This window comes from Nocardiopsis sp. Huas11 (assembly GCF_003634495.1).
GTDB lineage: Bacteria > Actinomycetota > Actinomycetes > Streptosporangiales > Streptosporangiaceae > Nocardiopsis.
Genome location: NZ_RBKY01000001.1, coordinates 2,778,674 through 2,794,899, shown reverse-complemented (window position 1 = coordinate 2,794,899; position 16,226 = coordinate 2,778,674). Strand labels below are relative to the sequence as shown.

General features: G+C 72.0%; 14 protein-coding genes. 9 read left to right on the top strand and 5 right to left on the bottom strand.

The window, feature by feature from the left end; genetic code table 11:
* Positions 1–228 precede the first annotated feature (228 nt).
* The 6 genes from DFP74_RS12595 to DFP74_RS12570 all read left to right on the top strand — a co-directional run bounded on the left by DFP74_RS12595 (position 229) and on the right by DFP74_RS12570 (position 7,712).
* The gene (locus tag DFP74_RS12595; protein WP_121181874.1) at positions 229–1,512 is read left to right on the top strand and encodes an adenylosuccinate synthase; all 1,284 of its coding nucleotides are present in this window, start codon (positions 229–231) and stop codon (positions 1,510–1,512) included.
* A gap of 56 nt (positions 1,513–1,568) precedes the next feature.
* A complete protein-coding gene (gene purD, locus DFP74_RS12590) occupies positions 1,569–2,819 on the top strand; it encodes a phosphoribosylamine--glycine ligase (RefSeq protein WP_121181873.1) in 1,251 nt (416 codons plus the stop codon).
* Positions 2,820–2,861: 42 nt separating this feature from the next.
* Positions 2,862–3,767 carry a phosphoribosylaminoimidazolesuccinocarboxamide synthase gene (locus DFP74_RS12585; RefSeq protein ID WP_121181872.1) on the top strand — a complete coding sequence of 302 codons (906 nt, stop codon included), beginning with the start codon at positions 2,862–2,864 and terminating at the stop codon, positions 3,765–3,767.
* 369 nt (positions 3,768–4,136) lie between these two features.
* Positions 4,137–5,432, top strand: coding sequence for a UDP-N-acetylglucosamine 1-carboxyvinyltransferase (gene murA / locus DFP74_RS12580; protein WP_121181871.1), 1,296 nt, complete (start codon positions 4,137–4,139; stop codon positions 5,430–5,432).
* Between the two features lie 250 nt (positions 5,433–5,682).
* Positions 5,683–6,948 (top strand): transcriptional regulator, encoded by a 1,266-nt coding sequence (locus tag DFP74_RS12575; RefSeq protein WP_121181870.1) that lies wholly within the window; start codon positions 5,683–5,685, stop codon positions 6,946–6,948.
* 221 nt (positions 6,949–7,169) lie between these two features.
* Entirely contained in the window at positions 7,170–7,712 is a 543-nt protein-coding gene (locus tag DFP74_RS12570; protein ID WP_121181869.1) for a hypothetical protein, read from the top strand.
* Between the two features lie 119 nt (positions 7,713–7,831).
* On the opposite strand, the gene hisC is transcribed toward DFP74_RS12570, so the two are convergent.
* Positions 7,832–8,914, bottom strand: a complete 1,083-nt coding sequence (hisC, locus tag DFP74_RS12565; protein WP_121181868.1) for a histidinol-phosphate transaminase — start codon at positions 8,912–8,914, stop codon at positions 7,832–7,834.
* A 231-nt stretch (positions 8,915–9,145) separates the two neighbouring features.
* Here hisC and DFP74_RS12560 point away from each other — a divergent pair, with 231 nt between their 5' ends.
* Positions 9,146–9,793 (top strand): hypothetical protein, encoded by a 648-nt coding sequence (locus DFP74_RS12560; RefSeq protein ID WP_121188208.1) that lies wholly within the window; start codon positions 9,146–9,148, stop codon positions 9,791–9,793.
* Between the two features lie 49 nt (positions 9,794–9,842).
* Here the strand turns inward: DFP74_RS12560 and DFP74_RS12555 are convergent, their stop codons facing one another.
* Together DFP74_RS12555 and DFP74_RS12550 are read right to left on the bottom strand one after the other, a co-directional pair.
* A complete protein-coding gene (locus DFP74_RS12555; protein WP_233571332.1) occupies positions 9,843–10,892 on the bottom strand; it encodes a MauE/DoxX family redox-associated membrane protein in 1,050 nt (349 codons plus the stop codon).
* A 17-nt stretch (positions 10,893–10,909) separates the two neighbouring features.
* Positions 10,910–11,878 (bottom strand): hypothetical protein, encoded by a 969-nt coding sequence (locus DFP74_RS12550; RefSeq protein WP_121181866.1) that lies wholly within the window; start codon positions 11,876–11,878, stop codon positions 10,910–10,912.
* Positions 11,879–12,193: 315 nt separating this feature from the next.
* Here DFP74_RS12550 and DFP74_RS12545 point away from each other — a divergent pair, with 315 nt between their 5' ends.
* A complete protein-coding gene (locus DFP74_RS12545) occupies positions 12,194–12,712 on the top strand; it encodes a SigE family RNA polymerase sigma factor (protein ID WP_121188207.1) in 519 nt (172 codons plus the stop codon).
* A gap of 10 nt (positions 12,713–12,722) precedes the next feature.
* Here DFP74_RS12545 and DFP74_RS12540 read toward each other — a convergent pair whose 3' ends face one another.
* A complete protein-coding gene (locus DFP74_RS12540; protein ID WP_121181865.1) occupies positions 12,723–13,715 on the bottom strand; it encodes an NAD(P)-dependent oxidoreductase in 993 nt (330 codons plus the stop codon).
* A 5-nt stretch (positions 13,716–13,720) separates the two neighbouring features.
* Entirely contained in the window at positions 13,721–14,641 is a 921-nt protein-coding gene (locus DFP74_RS12535; protein WP_121181864.1) for a putative sugar O-methyltransferase, read from the bottom strand.
* 323 nt (positions 14,642–14,964) lie between these two features.
* Here DFP74_RS12535 and DFP74_RS12530 point away from each other — a divergent pair, with 323 nt between their 5' ends.
* The gene (locus tag DFP74_RS12530; RefSeq protein WP_121181863.1) at positions 14,965–16,203 is read left to right on the top strand and encodes a class I SAM-dependent methyltransferase; all 1,239 of its coding nucleotides are present in this window, start codon (positions 14,965–14,967) and stop codon (positions 16,201–16,203) included.
* Positions 16,204–16,226 lie beyond the last annotated feature (23 nt).

Below are 16,226 nucleotides of genomic sequence, written 5' to 3'. Positions count from 1 at the left end.
CCCGTCGGCCCGGGCCCGCGCGGGAGCGTCCGCGGCCCTGGCCGGCGCCGGCGGGGGACGCGGCGCGGCGTGTGTGACCCGCGCGGCGCCACCACCCCCTTAACCGGGATCAACAGGTCGTGTACGCTCTATACGCAACGGCCCCTGTCGCTGCCTTGCGCCAGGGGTTCTTCCATGTTCGGGGTCGAGAGTGCCCCGGTCAGGTGTCGAGCGAAGAGGTAGAGACCAATGCCGGCGATCACGCTCGTGGGTGCCCAGTGGGGCGACGAGGGCAAGGGCAAGGCGACCGACCTTGTCGGCGACCGCGTGGACTACGTGGTCCGGTACCAGGGCGGCAACAACGCCGGCCACACGGTGGTCATCGGCGACCAAAAGTACGCCCTCCACCTGCTCCCCTCGGGCATCCTGTCCCCGAACGTGGTCCCGGTGATCGCCAACGGCGTCGTCATCGACCCGGGCGTCCTGCTGGAGGAGCTCCAGGGGCTCGACGAGCGCGGCGTGGACACCTCGCGGCTGCTCATCTCGGCCAACGCGCACCTGATCATGCCCTACCACCGGGCCCTGGACAAGGTCAGCGAGCGCTTCCTCGGCAAGGGCAAGATCGGCACCACCGGCCGCGGTATCGGCCCGACCTACGCGGACAAGGTCTCGCGCCAGGGCGTGCGCGTCCAGGACATGTTCGACCCCAAGATCCTGCGCAAGAAGATCGAGCTGGCCCTGCACGACAAGAACCAGCTGCTCACCAAGGTGTACAACCGGCGCGGCCTGGAGGCCGAGCCGATCATCGCGGAGTACCTGGACTACGCGGAGAAGCTGCGCCCCTTCGTCGCCGACACCTCGCTGATCCTCAACAAGGCGCTCGACGAGGGCAAGACCGTCTACCTCGAGGGCTCCCAGGGCACGCTCCTGGACATCGACCACGGCACCTACCCGTTCGTCACCTCCTCCTCGCCCACCTCGGGCGGCGCGGCGGCCGGCTCCGGCATCGGCCCCACCCGCATCACCAAGGTCGTGGGCATCCTCAAGGCCTACACCACGCGTGTGGGCTCGGGCCCCTTCCCCACCGAGCTCCTCGACGAGCAGGGCGAGTGGCTGCGCACCCAGGGCGGCGAGTACGGCGTCACCACCGGCCGCAACCGGCGCTGCGGCTGGTTCGACGCGCCCATCGCGCGCTACGCCACCCGCATCAACGGCATCACCGACTTCTTCCTCACCAAGCTGGACGTGCTCACCGGGCTCGACCGCATCCCGGTGTGCGTGGCCTATGACGTCGACGGCGTCCGCCACGACGAGATCCCGATGACGCAGACCGACTTCCACCACGCCACGCCGGTCTACGAGTACCTCGACGGCTGGTCCGAGGACATCACCGCGGCACGCGAGTTCGAGGATCTTCCCAAGAACGCGCAGACGTACGTGCGTACCCTTGAGGAGATGGCCGGAGCCCCCATCTCCGCCATCGGCGTCGGTCCGGGCCGCGACGAGACACTGCAGCTGCGCTCCCTCGTCTGACCCGGCGCACCAGCGCCAGCCCGTCTGTCCGCCTTCAACACGAAGAGGCCCCCGTAGTGAAAGCCCTCGTTCTCGGCGGCGGAGGCCGCGAGCACGCACTCGTCCGCGCCCTGTCACTGGACCCGGGCGTCACCGGTATCCACTGTGCCCCCGGCAACCCCGGCATCTCGGACCTGGCGGAGAACCACGTCATCAACGCGACCGACGGGCTGGCGGTGACCGAGCTGGCGGCGCGCATCCGCGCCGAGCTGGTCGTCATCGGCCCCGAGGCCCCGTTGGTCGCCGGCGTGGCCGACGCGCTGCGCGACCGCGGCATCCCGGTGTTCGGCCCCGACCAGGAGGCGGCCCGCCTGGAGGGCTCCAAGGCCTTCGCCAAGGAGGTCATGGAGGCCGCCGGCGTGCCCACGGCCAAGGCCAGGGTGTGCCGCTCGGCGGGACAGGTCTCCGAGGCGCTCAACGAGTTCGGCCCCCCGTACGTGGTCAAGGACGACGGCCTGGCCGCGGGCAAGGGCGTCGTGGTGACCGAGGACCGCGCCCTGGCCGAGCAGCACGCGCGCGAGTGCGGCCGCGTGGTCATCGAGGAGTTCCTCGACGGCCCCGAGGTGTCCCTGTTCGTGCTCAGCGACGGACTGCACGCGCTTCCGCTGCTGCCCGCCCAGGACTTCAAGCGCGCCTACGACGGCGACCAGGGCCCCAACACCGGCGGCATGGGCGCCTACGCCCCCGTGCCGTGGGCCCCGGCGGGCCTGGTCGACGAGGTGATGGAGTCGGTCGTGCGGCCCACCCTCGCCGAGATGAACCGCCGCGGCACCCGCTACCAGGGCCTGCTGTACGTCGGCCTGGCGCTCACCTCGGGCGGCCCCCGGGTGGTGGAGTTCAACGCCCGCTTCGGCGACCCCGAGACCCAGGTCGTGCTGGACCGCCTGGCCACGCCGATCGGCGCGGTCCTGCAGGCCACCGACACCAGCGGGCTCGGCGCCATCGGCTCCCTGCAGTGGAAGCCGGGCGCCGCGGTCACCGTGGTGGTCTCCGCCGAGGGCTACCCGGCCGACCCGGTCAAGGGCGACGCCATCGGCGGCCTGGCCGCGGCCGACGCCCTGGACGGCGCCTACGTGTTGCACGCGGGCACCGCCTGGGACGGCGTGAGCGACGTCAAGTCCAACGGCGGGCGCGTGCTGAACGTGGTCGGGACCGGAACCGACCTGCGCCAGGCCCGCGAGCGCGCCTACGAGGCCGTCTCGCGGATCGAGATGCGCGGGTCCTTCCACCGGACCGACATCGCCGAGCGCGCCGCCGCCGAGCTCTGAGGGCCCCGCGCGCATGACACGACACACCGAGGACGCCACGCCATGAGCGGTTTCGTCAAGCAGCCAGGACACGTCGAGGTCGAGGGGCTGACCCACCTGCACACCGGGAAGGTGCGCGACCTCTACTCCACCGCCGCGGGCGAGCTGGTGATGGTGGCCAGCGACCGCGTCTCGGCCTACGACTGGGTCCTGCCCACCGAGATCCCCGGCAAGGGGCGCCTGCTCACCCAGCTGTCCCTGTGGTGGTTCGAGCGACTGCGCGACCTGGTGCCCGACCACGTGCTGTCCGACACGCCGCCGCCCGGTGCGCCCGCCGACTGGGCCGGGCGCACCCTGGTGTGCCGGAACCTGGACATGGTCCCGGTGGAGTGCGTGGCGCGCGGCTACCTCGCCGGCTCGGGGCTCGCCGAGTACCGCGTGGACCGCACGGTGTGCGGCGTGCCGCTGCCCGAGGGGCTCACCGACGGCTCCGAACTGCCCGAGCCGATCTTCACCCCGGCCACCAAGGCCGCGGTCGGTGACCACGACGAGAACGTCTCCTTCGAGGTCGTCGCCGAGCGGCACGGCGAGAAGCAGGCCGCGGAGCTGCGCGACCTCACCCTGGCCGTGTACGCCCGCGGCCGCGAGATCGCGCGGGAGCGGGGGGTCGTCCTCGCCGACACCAAGTTCGAGTTCGGCCGCGACGCCGACGGGACGCTGGTGCTCGCCGACGAGGTGTTCACCCCCGACTCCTCCCGGTACTGGCCCGCGGACGAGTGGGCGCCGGGCGGCCCGCAGCCGTCCTTCGACAAGCAGATCCTGCGCGACTGGCTGACCTCCCCCGCCTCCGGCTGGGACCGGGCCGCGGACACGCCGCCGCCCGAGCTCCCCGAGCACGTGGTGGAGCGCACGATCGAGCGCTACCGGGAGATCCACCGGCGTCTGACCGGCGGCGAAATCGGGCTCTGAGGCGACTCGCGCGCGTGATTCCGCGCACGTGAGCACCGATCGGCACCCCCGAGAGCGTATGGTGGTGACGTTGTGCCCGGCGCCCATCCAAGGCGATCGCACACACGACACCCTGGTCTTCTCCGCCGAAAGAGTGCCGCCTCGGCCGTTCGGTGGGACTCTGTCCGCGATCTGCGGGTATACCACGCTCCAGGCGGTTCAGGCACCCAGGTGCTATAGAGTCGTCGCGAACATCGGTTCACTGGCCGCGCAGGTCACGCGCAAGTTGGTCGCAACGTTCCAGGGGAAACCCGCGTCTAAAACGCATAGAGGCGAAACCCGACGAGGGTGGCCTTTCTACACATCTGCCTCACAAAGGAGCACATGAGCATGGGCCAGGAGGTTCGTTACCGCGTCCGCGGCGGACGCCCCCTCAGCGGAACGGCGTTCATCCAAGGCGCGAAGAACGCCGTCCTGCCGATGATCGGCGCCGCCCTCCTCGCGGCCAAGGGCCGTACCGTACTGCGGAACGTCCCGGTCATCGAGGACGTGTACCGCGCGCTCGAACTCGCCGAGCACATCGGCGCCAAGGTCGCCTTCCACGAGGACGAGCGCACCGTCGTCATCGACGCCTCGGGTCTGAACGACCCCGAGCGCGCCGTCCTCCCCGCCGACATCGCCGCGCGTTTCCGCGGTTCCGTGCTCTTCGTGCCCGCGCTGATGCACCGCACCGGCCGCGCCCGCATCGAGGGCGTCGGCGGCTGCAATCTCGGCAGCCGGAACCTGGACTTCCACTACCGCGGCTTCGCGCGGCTGGGCGCCGAGGTCACCGAGGACACCGAGCGCAACCACATCAACGTCGAGGCCAGCAACCTCCGTGGCGGCCGCCTCTACCTCGACACCCCCTCGCACACGGGCACCGAGAACCTGCTCATGGCCGCGGTCCTGGCCCCCGGGACCACCGTGATCGAGCACGCCGCGCTCGAGCCCGAGGTCATCGACGTCATCAACTTCCTCTCCGCCATGGGCGCGAAGATCACCGGTGGCGGCACCGGCCTGATCACCGTCGAGGGCGTGGAGGAGCTCACCGCCGTCGAGCACAGCATCATGTCCGACCGCATCGACGCCGGCGTGTTCGCGATGACCGTCGCCGCCACCGGTGGCGAGGTCAGCCTCGTGGGCGCCCACCTGGACCACCTGGGTGTGGCCCGCTGGAAACTCGAGCAGATGGGCGTGGGCTTCTCCCAGGAGGGCGCCGTGCTGCACGTGCAGCGGGACCCCTCCGTGCCGCTGCGTCCGATCAACGCGGTCACGTCGCCGTTCCCCGGCTTCGCGACCGACCTCCAGTCGCCGCTCATGGCGCTGGCCACCCTCGCCGAGGGTGAGAGCTACATCCACGAGGCGATCTACGACGGCCGCTTCGCCCTGGCCGACGAGCTCAACAAGATGGGCGCCAAGATCGAGGTGGAGGGGACCCGCGCGATCGTGCACGGCCCCACCAAGCTGCGCGGCGCCGAGGTCATCGCACACGACCTGCGGACCGGCGCGGCACTCGTCCTCGCCGGACTGGTCGCCGAAGGTGAGACAATCGTGGCGCCCGGTTATCTGGTGGACCGAGGTCACTCTCAGTTCGCTTCGCGGCTCGCCGCGCTGGGCGGGGACGTGGAGCGCGTCGTCGTCTCGTAGGAGCCGAATGCGCAGTTCAAGCCGGGGTGGGAGCTCGTCTCCCACCCGGGCTTTCGGCGTTGATATGGAAAACGATCTTCTTTGGCCCCGCACAATGGGTACGATCTCGGCAATCATGCCGTGACAGAGATCGGGTCGGGAAACCAGTGGGCGCACATAGTGAAGAGCGTGGAATGGTAGCGGGGAGCAACCCGAGGTGAGTGCCCAGCGTACGGGCGATTTGACGATCGGCGTCATAGGGCCCCATGAGGTGGTCGAACGGGTCATGCTCATGGGCCCGGGGTCCACGGGGCCCCTCAACGCCAGACTCATCGCCGCCGCGTACCGAGATGAGCAAGAGGCGACGGACAAGGTCGTGAGACTGGGGTCGGCGATCGACGCCTACCTGTTCGCCAGCCCCGTGCCGTACGAGTTCGCGCGCAAGGCCGGGGTGCTGACGATGCCCGCGACCTTCGTGCCGCTCGGCGGGGCGAGCCTGCACGAGGCCTTGCTCCGAGCGACGCTGGACGAGCGCTTCGACCCGACCAGAGCCAGCCTGGACGTCCTCAGCCGCGCCGACGTCGTGGAGGCCTACTCCGAGGTCGACCTGCCCGTCGACGGTATCCACGTGCACGAGGAGCTCACCAACACCGCCCAGCTCACGTCCTTCCACGAGGGACTGTGGCGGCGCAAGGCCACCCGTATGGCGATCACGTGCGTGCGCGGCGTAGCCGAGCGGCTGGAGGCCATCGGGGTCCCGGTCATGCGGCTGCGCCCGACCAACGCCGGGGTGCGCAGCGCGCTGCAGACCGCCGGCCTGCTCGGCGCGCACCACCGTCTGGAGGAGGCCCAGCTGGGCGTGGTCGTGGTGGACGTGCCCACGCTCCGCGACTCGTCCCGGCGGTCCACCCCGCGGTACTGGCGTGAGGAGCTACGGCTCTCGTTGCACCGGTTGCTCCTCCAGGAGGCCCACCGGATCAACGCCACGGCGCACCGGTTGGACGATCATTCGTTCATGATCACCGCGACACGGGGGTCACTGGTCACGGCGACCGAGGGATTCCGGCAACCGCCCTTCGTCGAACGGATCAAGGCCGAGCTGGGGATCGCGATCGAGGTCGGGATCGGGATGGGGCGCACCACCCAGGACGCCGAGGCGCACGCCAGGGCGGCGCTGAACCGCGCCCAGGCCTCGCGTCAGAGCTTCGCGGTGGACCGTGAGGGCCGCTCCCTGGTCCCGGCGCAGCGCGCGCCGGCACGGCAGTCCTCCGAACCGCTGCGTACCAAGGGCCGGGAGACGTTGATTCGCCTTTCGGAGAAGATCGCCGAGGAGGACGGCCCGTTGGTCGTCGACGCGGAGAACGCCGGGCGGATGCTGGGCGTGACCTCGCGGACCGCGCGCCGACTGCTCCGGACCCTGGTGGAGGAGGGGTTGGCGTGGCCGCTGCCGCCCAACCGGACCCTCCAGCCGGGACGTCCGCGTCAGCTGTACCGGCTGATCGTGGAGAAGCTCGACAAGGACGCCGCGGGCAAGTAGCCGCGTACGCGCGCAGACGGGGGCGGGCACGGGCCCGCCCCCGTTGTCGTGTCCGGGCCCGGTCCGGCGCACTCGGTCCGCGCGGGCCGGTGCCGGAGCGGTGCCGGGCCGGTGCCGGAGCGGTGCCGGAGCGGTGCCGGGCCGGTGTCGGGCCGGTCGGCGTCCACAGGCTGTGGATAACCAGGTGCGTCCGCCCCGCCGCTCCGGCAGGCTGGTGGACCATGGACGACTCATCGATCGCGGGACCGCGCCAGGTGCTGCTCATCGGCGGCGGCGCCGGTGTCGGCAAGACGTCCGTCGGGTGGGAGGTCTCGGTCCTGCTCCGCGCCGGGGACGTCGCGCACTGCGTGATCGAGGGCGACGTGCTGGACCAGGTCCACCCCGCCCCGGTCGGCGACCCGGCCCGCTCACGCATCACCGAGCGCAACCTGGCCGCGCTCTGGTCGAACTACGCCGGCCTCGGCCGGCACCGGCTGGTGTACACCAACACCGTGAGCGTCCTCGAGGTGCCGATGTTCCGCAGGGCGATGGGCCCGGGTCCGCTGGACTTCACGCTCGTCCTGCTCACGGCCGGCGAGGACGTGGTCCGCGAGCGGCTCGCCCGGCGCGAGACGGGATCACAGCTGCGGCCGCACATCGAACGCAGCCTGCGCATGGCCGCCCTCCTGGAGGCCGAGGCCCCGGAAGGCACCGTGCGCGTGGCCACGGACGGTCTCAGCGTCGAACAGGTCGCCGCGCGGGTCGTCGCCGCGGCCTCCTGGTAGCGGACCGCTCACACACGGTTCGCAGGGGCCGCCGGCGCCCGGCACCGACGGCCCCTCTCCTGACGCCCGCGGGCACGGGCACGGCGGTCGCCCGCCGCGCCGCGCCCGCGGATCACTCCCTAGCGGCGCTTGGCGTAGGCGGTGGCCACGGCGAGGAACACGTCGTTCTCCTCGGGCGTCCCCAGGCTCACCCGGGCGCCCTCCCCGTCGAAGGGCCGGATCGCCACGCCCTCGTGCGCGCACGCGGCCGCGAAGTCGAGGGTGTCCGCGTCCACCCGCAGCCACACGAAGTTGGCCTCGGTGCGCGGCACCGTCCAGCCGGCGGCCACGAGGGCGTCGCGCACGCGCTCACGCTCCTTGACGGTGAGCGCGACCCGCTCCAGCAGCTCGTCCTCGGCCGCGAGGGAGGCGATCCCGGCGGCCTGCGCGAGGTGGTTCACCGCGAACGGCACGATGGTCTTGCGGACCGCGCCGGCCACGTGCGGGTGGCCGACGAGGTACCCGAGCCGGACGGCGGCGAGCCCGTAGGCCTTGGAGAAGGTCCGCAGGACCGCGACGTTGGGGCGGTCGCGGTACAGGTCCAGGCCGTCGGGCACCTCGGAGTCGCGCACGTACTCGCGGTAGGCCTCGTCCAGGATCACCAGCACGTGGTCGGGGACCCGGTCCAGGAAGGCCGTCAGCTCCCGCTCGCGGACCGCGGTGCCGGTCGGGTTGTTGGGGTTGCACACCAACACCATGCGGGTCCGGTCCGTGATGGCCTCGGCGAGGGCGTCGAGGTCGTGCGTCTCGTCCTTGAGCGGCACCCGCACGGAGGTCACCCCGGCCAGGTCCGCGAGCAGCGGGTAGGCCTCGAAGGAGCGCCACGCGTAGACGAGTTCCACGCCCGGTTCCGCGACGGCCGCCAGGAGCTGCTGGAGCAGGCCGACCGAGCCGGCGCCGAGGGCGACGTGCTCCTCGGGGACGTCCAGGTGCCCGGCGAGCGCGGTGACCAGGCCGGCCGCGCCCGGGTCCGGGTACCGGTTCAGATCCGCGGAGGCCCGGGCGATGGCCTCACGCACGGACGGGAGCGGCCCGTACGGACTCTCGTTGGAGGAAAGCTTGATCGATCGCCCGTCGGGTCCCACGACGCGGAGACCGGGTTTGTAGGCGGGCATGCTCTCCAGCACGGACCGCAGATATGGCGATTTCGACTCCGACACCATTGTCCTTCCTCAATACTTTGTGCTAGCCCCGCGACACGCTCAGCAACATCGCGCCCGGGTCGCTCACCGCTCCCAGCGGAAATATCGCACAAACGAGGAGATACCACCATGCGTTTGCGTCATCGTCCCGCCGATCGGAATCGGATCACGGCTGGTCGGCGCCCTCGCGCCGAGGAGGCCAGGACATACATCCGATCATTGGCCCTCCCCGTCGCCCTGTCCTCGGTGGTCATGGTCAGCGCGTGCGGCGGCGGTGGAGAAGAGGAGACCGGCGGACCGGGCTCCGAAGCCGCCGCGGAACTGCACGACGCGCAGGTCCTGAGCCTGCACGACGCCACGCTGATGCCCGAGGGCAGTGAGAGCGGCGTCTACTCCGAGCTTGTCACAGTGCAGTACAGCGAGGAAGTACGGGCCAGCACCGAGCTGGACAAACCCGAGTGCGTCGACGCCGCCAACCGCTGGGGCGACCTGGACGGCGTCCAGGACGCCCCCGCCTCGATCGCGGCCTACGAGTGGTCCGAGGGGTCGCTCTCGCACATGCTCGTGCGGCTCGACCCGTCCGTGGCGGAGGAGGCCATGTCCACCGAGCCGCCGGAGTCCTGCGCGTCCTACAGCGCCACCTACGAGGACGGCTCCTCGTCGGACTACGGGGTCAGCGAGCTGGACCTGCCCGCGTTCGCCGACGAGTCGCGGGCCTACGCCATCGAGGTCTCCTCGGCGGACGAGCACAACAACATGTACAGCGTCATGTACCGCAACGGCGACCTGTTGGGCACGACCTCGATCCTGGGCGCGGGCGGCCTGGAGGACTACGAGGACATGCTGGTGGAGTTCACCGAGGCCGCCATCGAGCGCCAGGGACAGATGCTCGGCGACTAGGGAGCGCGGACCGCGCGGACGGCCGGCCCCGACGGCGGCCCCGGAGCGACTACCCGCCGGCGGGCTGCCGTCCGGCGTCGCCGTCCCGGACGTCGCCGCCTCGGGCGTCGTGCTCGCCCGCGCCCTGCGCGGGCACCGGGGCCGCGTCCGGCCGCTCCCCGGGCGCGTGCCCGGCCGGGTGCTCCCGCGCGGCGCGCAGGGTCCGCGCGGCGCGCTCGGCGTCGATCCTGGCCGCCTCCACGGGCGAGCGCAGACGGCGGGGCGGGCCGACGAGCTCGCGCGTGGTCACCGCCCCGAACGAGGCGGACACCGCACCGCTCTCCCGGTCGACCAGGACCGCGCGGACCGACGTCCGGCGATGGCCGCCCACCCGCACCGCGAAGACCACGTCGACGCGGCGCCCGTGGCGCATCCCGTCGTAGCGCAGGAAGCACCAGCAGCCGTGCCGCCACTCGTCCTCGGGCTCGTCGGCGAGCAGCACGGGACGGTTGGTCCGCCACACGTCGCTGGACCGCAGCCGTGCCCTCGTCCGGCGCGGGGAGATCTCGCGCAGCTCGCAGGCCTCGGCGGCGAGCGCGCGGGCGGCCGTGTCCCGCAGTTCGGGGCTGAGCAGGGCCAGGAGCAGCAGTTCGACACCCAGTACCCAGCCGTGCGCGGCCGTGGGCCCGGAGGCGACCTGCCAGCCGGTGGGCGCCACGCCGAGCGTGGCCAGGGCCGCCGCGGAGAGCAGCCCGGCCCGGGCCAGGGTGCGCCGTCCGATCGGGGTCCGGCTCAGTCCGCCGAAACAGCCGCAGCCCGCCTCCGGGTCGCGGCGGCGCACCAGGACGAGGACCACCACCGATCCGGCGAAGAGGGCGGCGGTGCCCAGCCGGGCGGCCGTCCCCCAGGGCCCGGTGAGGACCAGCAGCCCCACGCCCAGGACGAGTTCCAGGGCGCCGGTGCCGAACGCGACCGGGCGGCGCAGGTGTGGAGGAAGGAGGACGGCCGGCCCCGACCCCTCCGAACGGCTCAGGATCTTGGCCGCCGCCCCGAGCAGCAGCAGGGCGGCCAGCAGTGGCAGCTGGACCTGCCGGACGGCGTCGACGGTCTCCGGAGCCACGATGGACTCGAGCATGGTCATCCCTCCCCCTGCGCGACGGTGATCGTCGCGTTGAAACAGCCGTCCTCCAGGCGTCCGCCCAGCCCGACGAACCCGGTCATGGTGAGGGAGGCGACCCGTCCCGCGCCCTGGCCCCCGCACGCGGGACACAGGTCGCACATCCAGCTGTCGGCCGCCGCGCAGTCGATGACGGGGACCACGGCGGTGGCGCGCGTGCAGTCGTTGCGCAGCCGCAGGGTGGCCCCGGTCGACAGCAGCGGCAGCGGCACGCACGGTGTGCGGCGGTCGCAGCCGTCGTGGCCCACGCGGTCCAGGGCCGGATAGGCGATTCCCTGGACCCGGGCCCGCGGGTCCAGGTGGCTGGCACGGCCCCACGCGGGGTCGTACCAGGTCGCGATGCCGCTGACCGTGCCCGAGCCCTCGGGCACCGGCGGACGGACGGGCGCGGCGCCGAGGGGGTAGGGCGGCTGGGTGGTGGCGGGGCGCACGGCCCGGACCTCGCCGCCGTGCCACACGCCCACGGCGTCGAAGACGTAGCCGGGCTCCAGCCGCGGGTGGCGTACGGCCATGCGCCCCGACGAGCGGTAGGGGATGACGGCGACCACGCGCGGCCGCCCGTGCCCGGGGTCGATCTCCAGGGCGTCGCGCTCGCGTGCGGTGATGACTCCGCTGACGCGGGCCGCCTGCGCCCAGACGCGTTCCGCCACCAGGCCGCCGTCGTGCGCGCACAGGACGACCACGTCGTCGCCGAGCCTGATCTCGCCGGCCCCGACCTCTTCGCCGCGCCAGAACGAGGTGAAGCGCTCGAAGAGGTAGCGCTCCTCTCCGTCCGGCGTGGCCAGGCACAGCATGTACGAGGTGGTGTCCACCACGACCCCGCGGGCCACGCGAGGGCTGACGGGTGTCGGCTCGGGCACGGTGTCGGCGCCCAGCACCGCAGCCGTGAACCTCCGCCGGTCCCGCCCGTGTTCGGTCATCAGTGACATGTCGCCCGCGCCCCCTTGTCGCCCGACTCGTCCTCTGTGCCCATTGTGCTGGTCGGACCGCCCGATCACCGCTCACACGCCGACACGTGCCCCGACATGTCGCTCCGATGGCCGGGGCATTGCGTCCGCAGGTGCTCCGGGCACGCGGACCGGCGGATCGCGGACGGGACGAGGTACGGCGCGGGGCCGGATCTCCGCTCGGCCGCGCCGTTTGTCGGCACATGGCATGCCCGAGGCGAAACGTTTGCGCGGCTTGTGTGAGAGTGAAGGGAACAGACGTGACCGGTCCCACATAGCGCGAAATCGGTGGTCGATGTGGCGGAGGCGACCCGGACCCCCCGGTACGACGAGTTCAGCAGCTACGTGGCCGAGCGCGGGCCTGCCCTGTTGCGCATGGCGCGGTCCCTCACGAACAGCCATGCCGACGCCGAGGACCTGCTCCAGGCCGCGCTGGTCAAGACCTTCCTGGCCTGGGAGCGGATCTCCAATCCCAAGGCCCGCGACGGGTACGTGCGCCGCGCGATGGTCAACACCCAGATCTCCGAGTGGCGCCGCACCCGCCTCGACGTCTACCCGACCGACGAGATCCCGGAGCAGCGCGTCGACGACCCGACCTGGCGCAGCGACCTCGCCGACGTGGTCGGGCGGTCGATCGAGCGCCTTCCCGACCGCCAGCGCACCACGGTCGTCCTGCGCTACTACGAGGACCTCACGGAGAACCAGATCGCCTCGCGCATGGGCGTCACCCTCGGCACCGTCAAGAGCACCCTCTCCCGCGCGGTGGAGAAGCTGCGCCGCGACGCCGACCTGATCATCGAGCGCACCACGTCCTGACCGGGCCCGCTCACTCGGCCGGCCCGGCCACCGGGGGGAACTCGCGTTCGGCGATCGTCGCGATGGTGCGCCGCAGGGCCCGGTCCAGCGGCACGCGCGGCCGCCACCCGGTCGCCGACCTGAACGCCGACGAGTCGACGACCATGTCGGCGAAGTCGGCCGCCACGGCATGCTCGGGCGCCGGTACCCGGACGACGGGAACCGGGTCCTCGCCCGTGAGCTCGGACACGAGCGCCGCGATCGCTCCCAGCAGGTCGACGAGGCGTGCGGGCCGATCGCCGCCCAGGCACCAGGACCGTCCGGAGAGGGCGTCCGCGTGGTCGAGCGCCAGGCGCACGGCTTCGGCCACGTCGTCGACGTAGAGCAGGTCCCGTCGCACCGTGCCGTCGTGCCACATGGTGAGGGGTTCCCCGGCGAGCGCGCGCCTGGCCATGGTGCTCACGATGCCCCGGCCCCCCGCCGGCGCCGGCCCGAAGACCGTCGGCAGGCGCAGCGCGACGGCGCGCAGGACACCCTCGGCGGTCGCCGCACGCAGCACCGCCTCGGCCTCCTCCTTCTGGCGGTCGTAGTCGCTCACCGGGCCCGGCGGGCCCTGAGACCCCGGTGCCAGGGTGCTTCCGGGCTGGGTGGTGGACCCGGCGAAGACGACGACCGGCGGTGCCCCGCCGTCCGAGCACCCGCGCAGGGCGGCGACCAGTGCACGCGCCACCTCCACATCGAGGTGCCGGACCACCGCGCCGGACCCGCGCCACCCTCCCCGGTCGAGCACCAGGTGGACGACCGCGTCCGCGCCCGCGACCGCCCGCCCTACCGCTCCGGGCAGGGTGAGGTCGGCCGCCCAGTTCCGCACACCCGGACCGCCGGACGCCGCGGCCGGAACGCGGCGGGCCACGGCGCGCACGTCGGCTCGCCGGCCGGCGAGCACCGACGTCACCGCGGAACCGATCAGGCCCGAGGCGCCCAGGACGACGACCAGCGGGCGGTTCGGGTCCGCGTCGCGCACCCGGCTCACGCGCCGGGTGCGGCGCCCGGGGCGCCCCGCTGGTACAGCGCCTGCCAGTAGTAGGGCCACAGGCTGTTCCGGTCGTCCGCCACACACGTCCACTGCTCGCCCGGCCGGTAGGCGTCGACGAAGACGGGCCCTCGCGCGGCGACCGCGCGGTTGTCGTGGATGTCGACGATGTCCCTCAGGATGCCCGTGCTCAGGGCGAGGGATACCAGTTCCTGGCCCTGCGCGTGCCCGTCGAGGGAGGGGTCCATGTACTTCCCGACCGGGTTGTTCACGTAGAAGCCGGTGCACCCGGTGTCGACGAGGGCCAGGTAGGCCCGCACGATGTCCTCGTCCATCTCCGCGAACGAGTCGATGTTCAGGCACAGGTCGAACGAGGTCTCCCGGAAGAGCGACGCGGCCTCGTCCACCCCGTGGAAGTGCACCCGGTCCAGCGTCGACTCGTCCAGGACGGCGCCCAGGTAGTCACGGCACAGGCGCAGGGAGGGGGACAGGTCGACCACGTGGTAGGCGGCGACGTCGTGGTTGGAGAGGATGGCGTGGCACGTACGCCCGTAGCCCGCGCCGATCTCCACGACGGTCGCCCCGTCCAGGCGGGTGTGCGCGGCGATGAACTCCAGTTCGCGCACCGCCATGAGATAGTCCAGGCACACGTCCTCGCCGTCGTAGGTCACGGTGATGGGCGAGCCGACGTCGCGCCTGGCGATCCTGGTGAGCCGCTCCCAATTCTCCGGACCGAGCCCCGAACACAGCGTGTGGATCAGGGTCTTGACGTACCTGACCCCGTTCGTGCGCGGATCCCAGAGCGCGAGTTTGAAATTGATGTCGCTCGACTTGAAACCGGTCAGATCGGAGTCGTCGGTGAGCCTCGTGGCGTTGTAGTGCTCCCAGAGAGCACTGCTTCCGTACTCTTCGTCCATTCTCACTCCGGATCGAGGGGTCGCTCTTCGCGCTGGAGCGGGAGTGTAGCGGTGCGCTCGGCCCCGGCGTCGGCGTCGACGGACTCCGGTGATCCGTCCGGTCCGCCACCGTGGGGCCGGCCCCTCCGCACCGTCGGATTCGTACGCATATATCACAAAGGCGGCGCCATTCGCGCCTACGGTACTGTCGTCCCGCTCGTGCACGGGAGGAATTCGCCGTGCGGGCCCGGGGGAGAATCCGCCGCGTACGAGAGCACCGGCCCACGGTCCCGATCGCCCCGGCACGGCTTATCGGCACCCGGGACAAGAGGAGAGACCGGACCATGGACACGACGAGCCCCACCTTCGACCCCTCGTGCCGGATCTGCGCGGGCGAGGTCATCGAGTGCCTGGACCTGGGACCGCAGCCCGTGTCGAGCAACTACCCGAGCGAGGCCGCCGAGGACTCGGGGCTCCGCTTCCGCCTGGCCGTGGGGTTGTGCACGTCCTGCACCATGGTCCAGCAGCTGGAGGAGATCCCCCCGTCCAGCATGTTCGGAAAGGCCTACCCCTTCCGTACCTCCACCTCCCGGCGCATGGAGGCCCACTTCCACACCGCCGCCGGCCGGCTCGTGCGCGGAGTCGCGGCCTCCGTCGACCCCTTCGTCGTGGAGATCGGCTCCAACGACGGCACCCTGCTGCGGACCCTGGCCGAGGCCGGGGTGCGGCACCTGGGAGTGGACCCCTCCAGCGACGCCGGGACGGCCGGAGGCCGCGTGCTCGTGGACTTCTTCCACGAGGAGACGGCGAAGGCGGTCCGGGCCGAGCACGGGGAGGCCGACGTCGTCTACTCGGCGAACACGGTCAGCCACATCTCCGGTCTCGGGGACGTCCTGCGCGGGTTGGACGTCCTCCTGAAACGGGACGGGGTCTTCGTCTGCGAGGACCGCTACCTGTCCGACATCGTGGGCAACACGGCCTTCGACCAGATCTACGACGAGCACTTCTACCTGTTCTCCGTGCGTTCGGTCCAGGCGCTGGCCGCGCGGTTCGGGTTCGAACTCGTCGACGCCGAGCACCTGGACGTGCACGGCGGCTCCATGCGCTACACCATCGCGCGCGCCGGGGCCCGGAGCGCCTCCCCGTCGGTCTCCGCGCTGCTGGCCCGCGAGCGCGAGCTCGGGCTCGACGACCCCGCCACCTTCGTGCGCTTCGGCGAGCGGGTGAGGTCGATCAGCCGAGGGCTCGTCGAGCTCCTGCGCGAGCTGAGGGAGAAGGGGGCGACCGTCGTCGGCTACGCCGCGACGGCCAAGAGCGCCACCGTCCTCAACTACTGCGGGATCGGCCCCGAACTCCTGCCCTTCATCTGCGACTCGACCCCGGCGAAGCAGGGACGCCTGGCCCCGGGGACGCTGATCCCGATCCGCTCGCCCGAGGCCTTCGTCCCCTACCCCGACTACGCCCTGCTCTTCGCCTGGAACCACGCCGAGGAGGTCATGGCCAAGGAGCGCTCCTTCACCGAGGGCGGCGGGCGCTGGATCACCTACGTGCCCGAGGTCCGGGTCATCGGCGCCCGGCACTGAGCCCCCGGCACCGGACGCCCGCC

Excerpts from the sequence above, each read along its gene's own strand:
- DFP74_RS12595 (WP_121181874.1), top strand. The coding sequence starts at position 229 with ATGCCGGCGATCACGCTCGTGGGTGCCCAGTGGGGCGACGAGGGCAAG.
- DFP74_RS12560 (WP_121188208.1), top strand. The coding sequence starts at position 9,146 with ATGGTCAGCGCGTGCGGCGGCGGTGGAGAAGAGGAGACCGGCGGACCG.
- DFP74_RS12570 (WP_121181869.1), top strand. The coding sequence starts at position 7,170 with ATGGACGACTCATCGATCGCGGGACCGCGCCAGGTGCTGCTCATCGGC.
- DFP74_RS12585 (WP_121181872.1), top strand. The coding sequence starts at position 2,862 with ATGAGCGGTTTCGTCAAGCAGCCAGGACACGTCGAGGTCGAGGGGCTG.
- DFP74_RS12530 (WP_121181863.1), top strand. The coding sequence starts at position 14,965 with ATGGACACGACGAGCCCCACCTTCGACCCCTCGTGCCGGATCTGCGCG.
- hisC (WP_121181868.1), bottom strand. The coding sequence starts at position 8,914 with ATGGTGTCGGAGTCGAAATCGCCATATCTGCGGTCCGTGCTGGAGAGC.
- DFP74_RS12550 (WP_121181866.1), bottom strand. The coding sequence starts at position 11,878 with ATGTCACTGATGACCGAACACGGGCGGGACCGGCGGAGGTTCACGGCT.
- murA (WP_121181871.1), top strand. The coding sequence starts at position 4,137 with ATGGGCCAGGAGGTTCGTTACCGCGTCCGCGGCGGACGCCCCCTCAGC.
- DFP74_RS12535 (WP_121181864.1), bottom strand. The coding sequence starts at position 14,641 with ATGGACGAAGAGTACGGAAGCAGTGCTCTCTGGGAGCACTACAACGCC.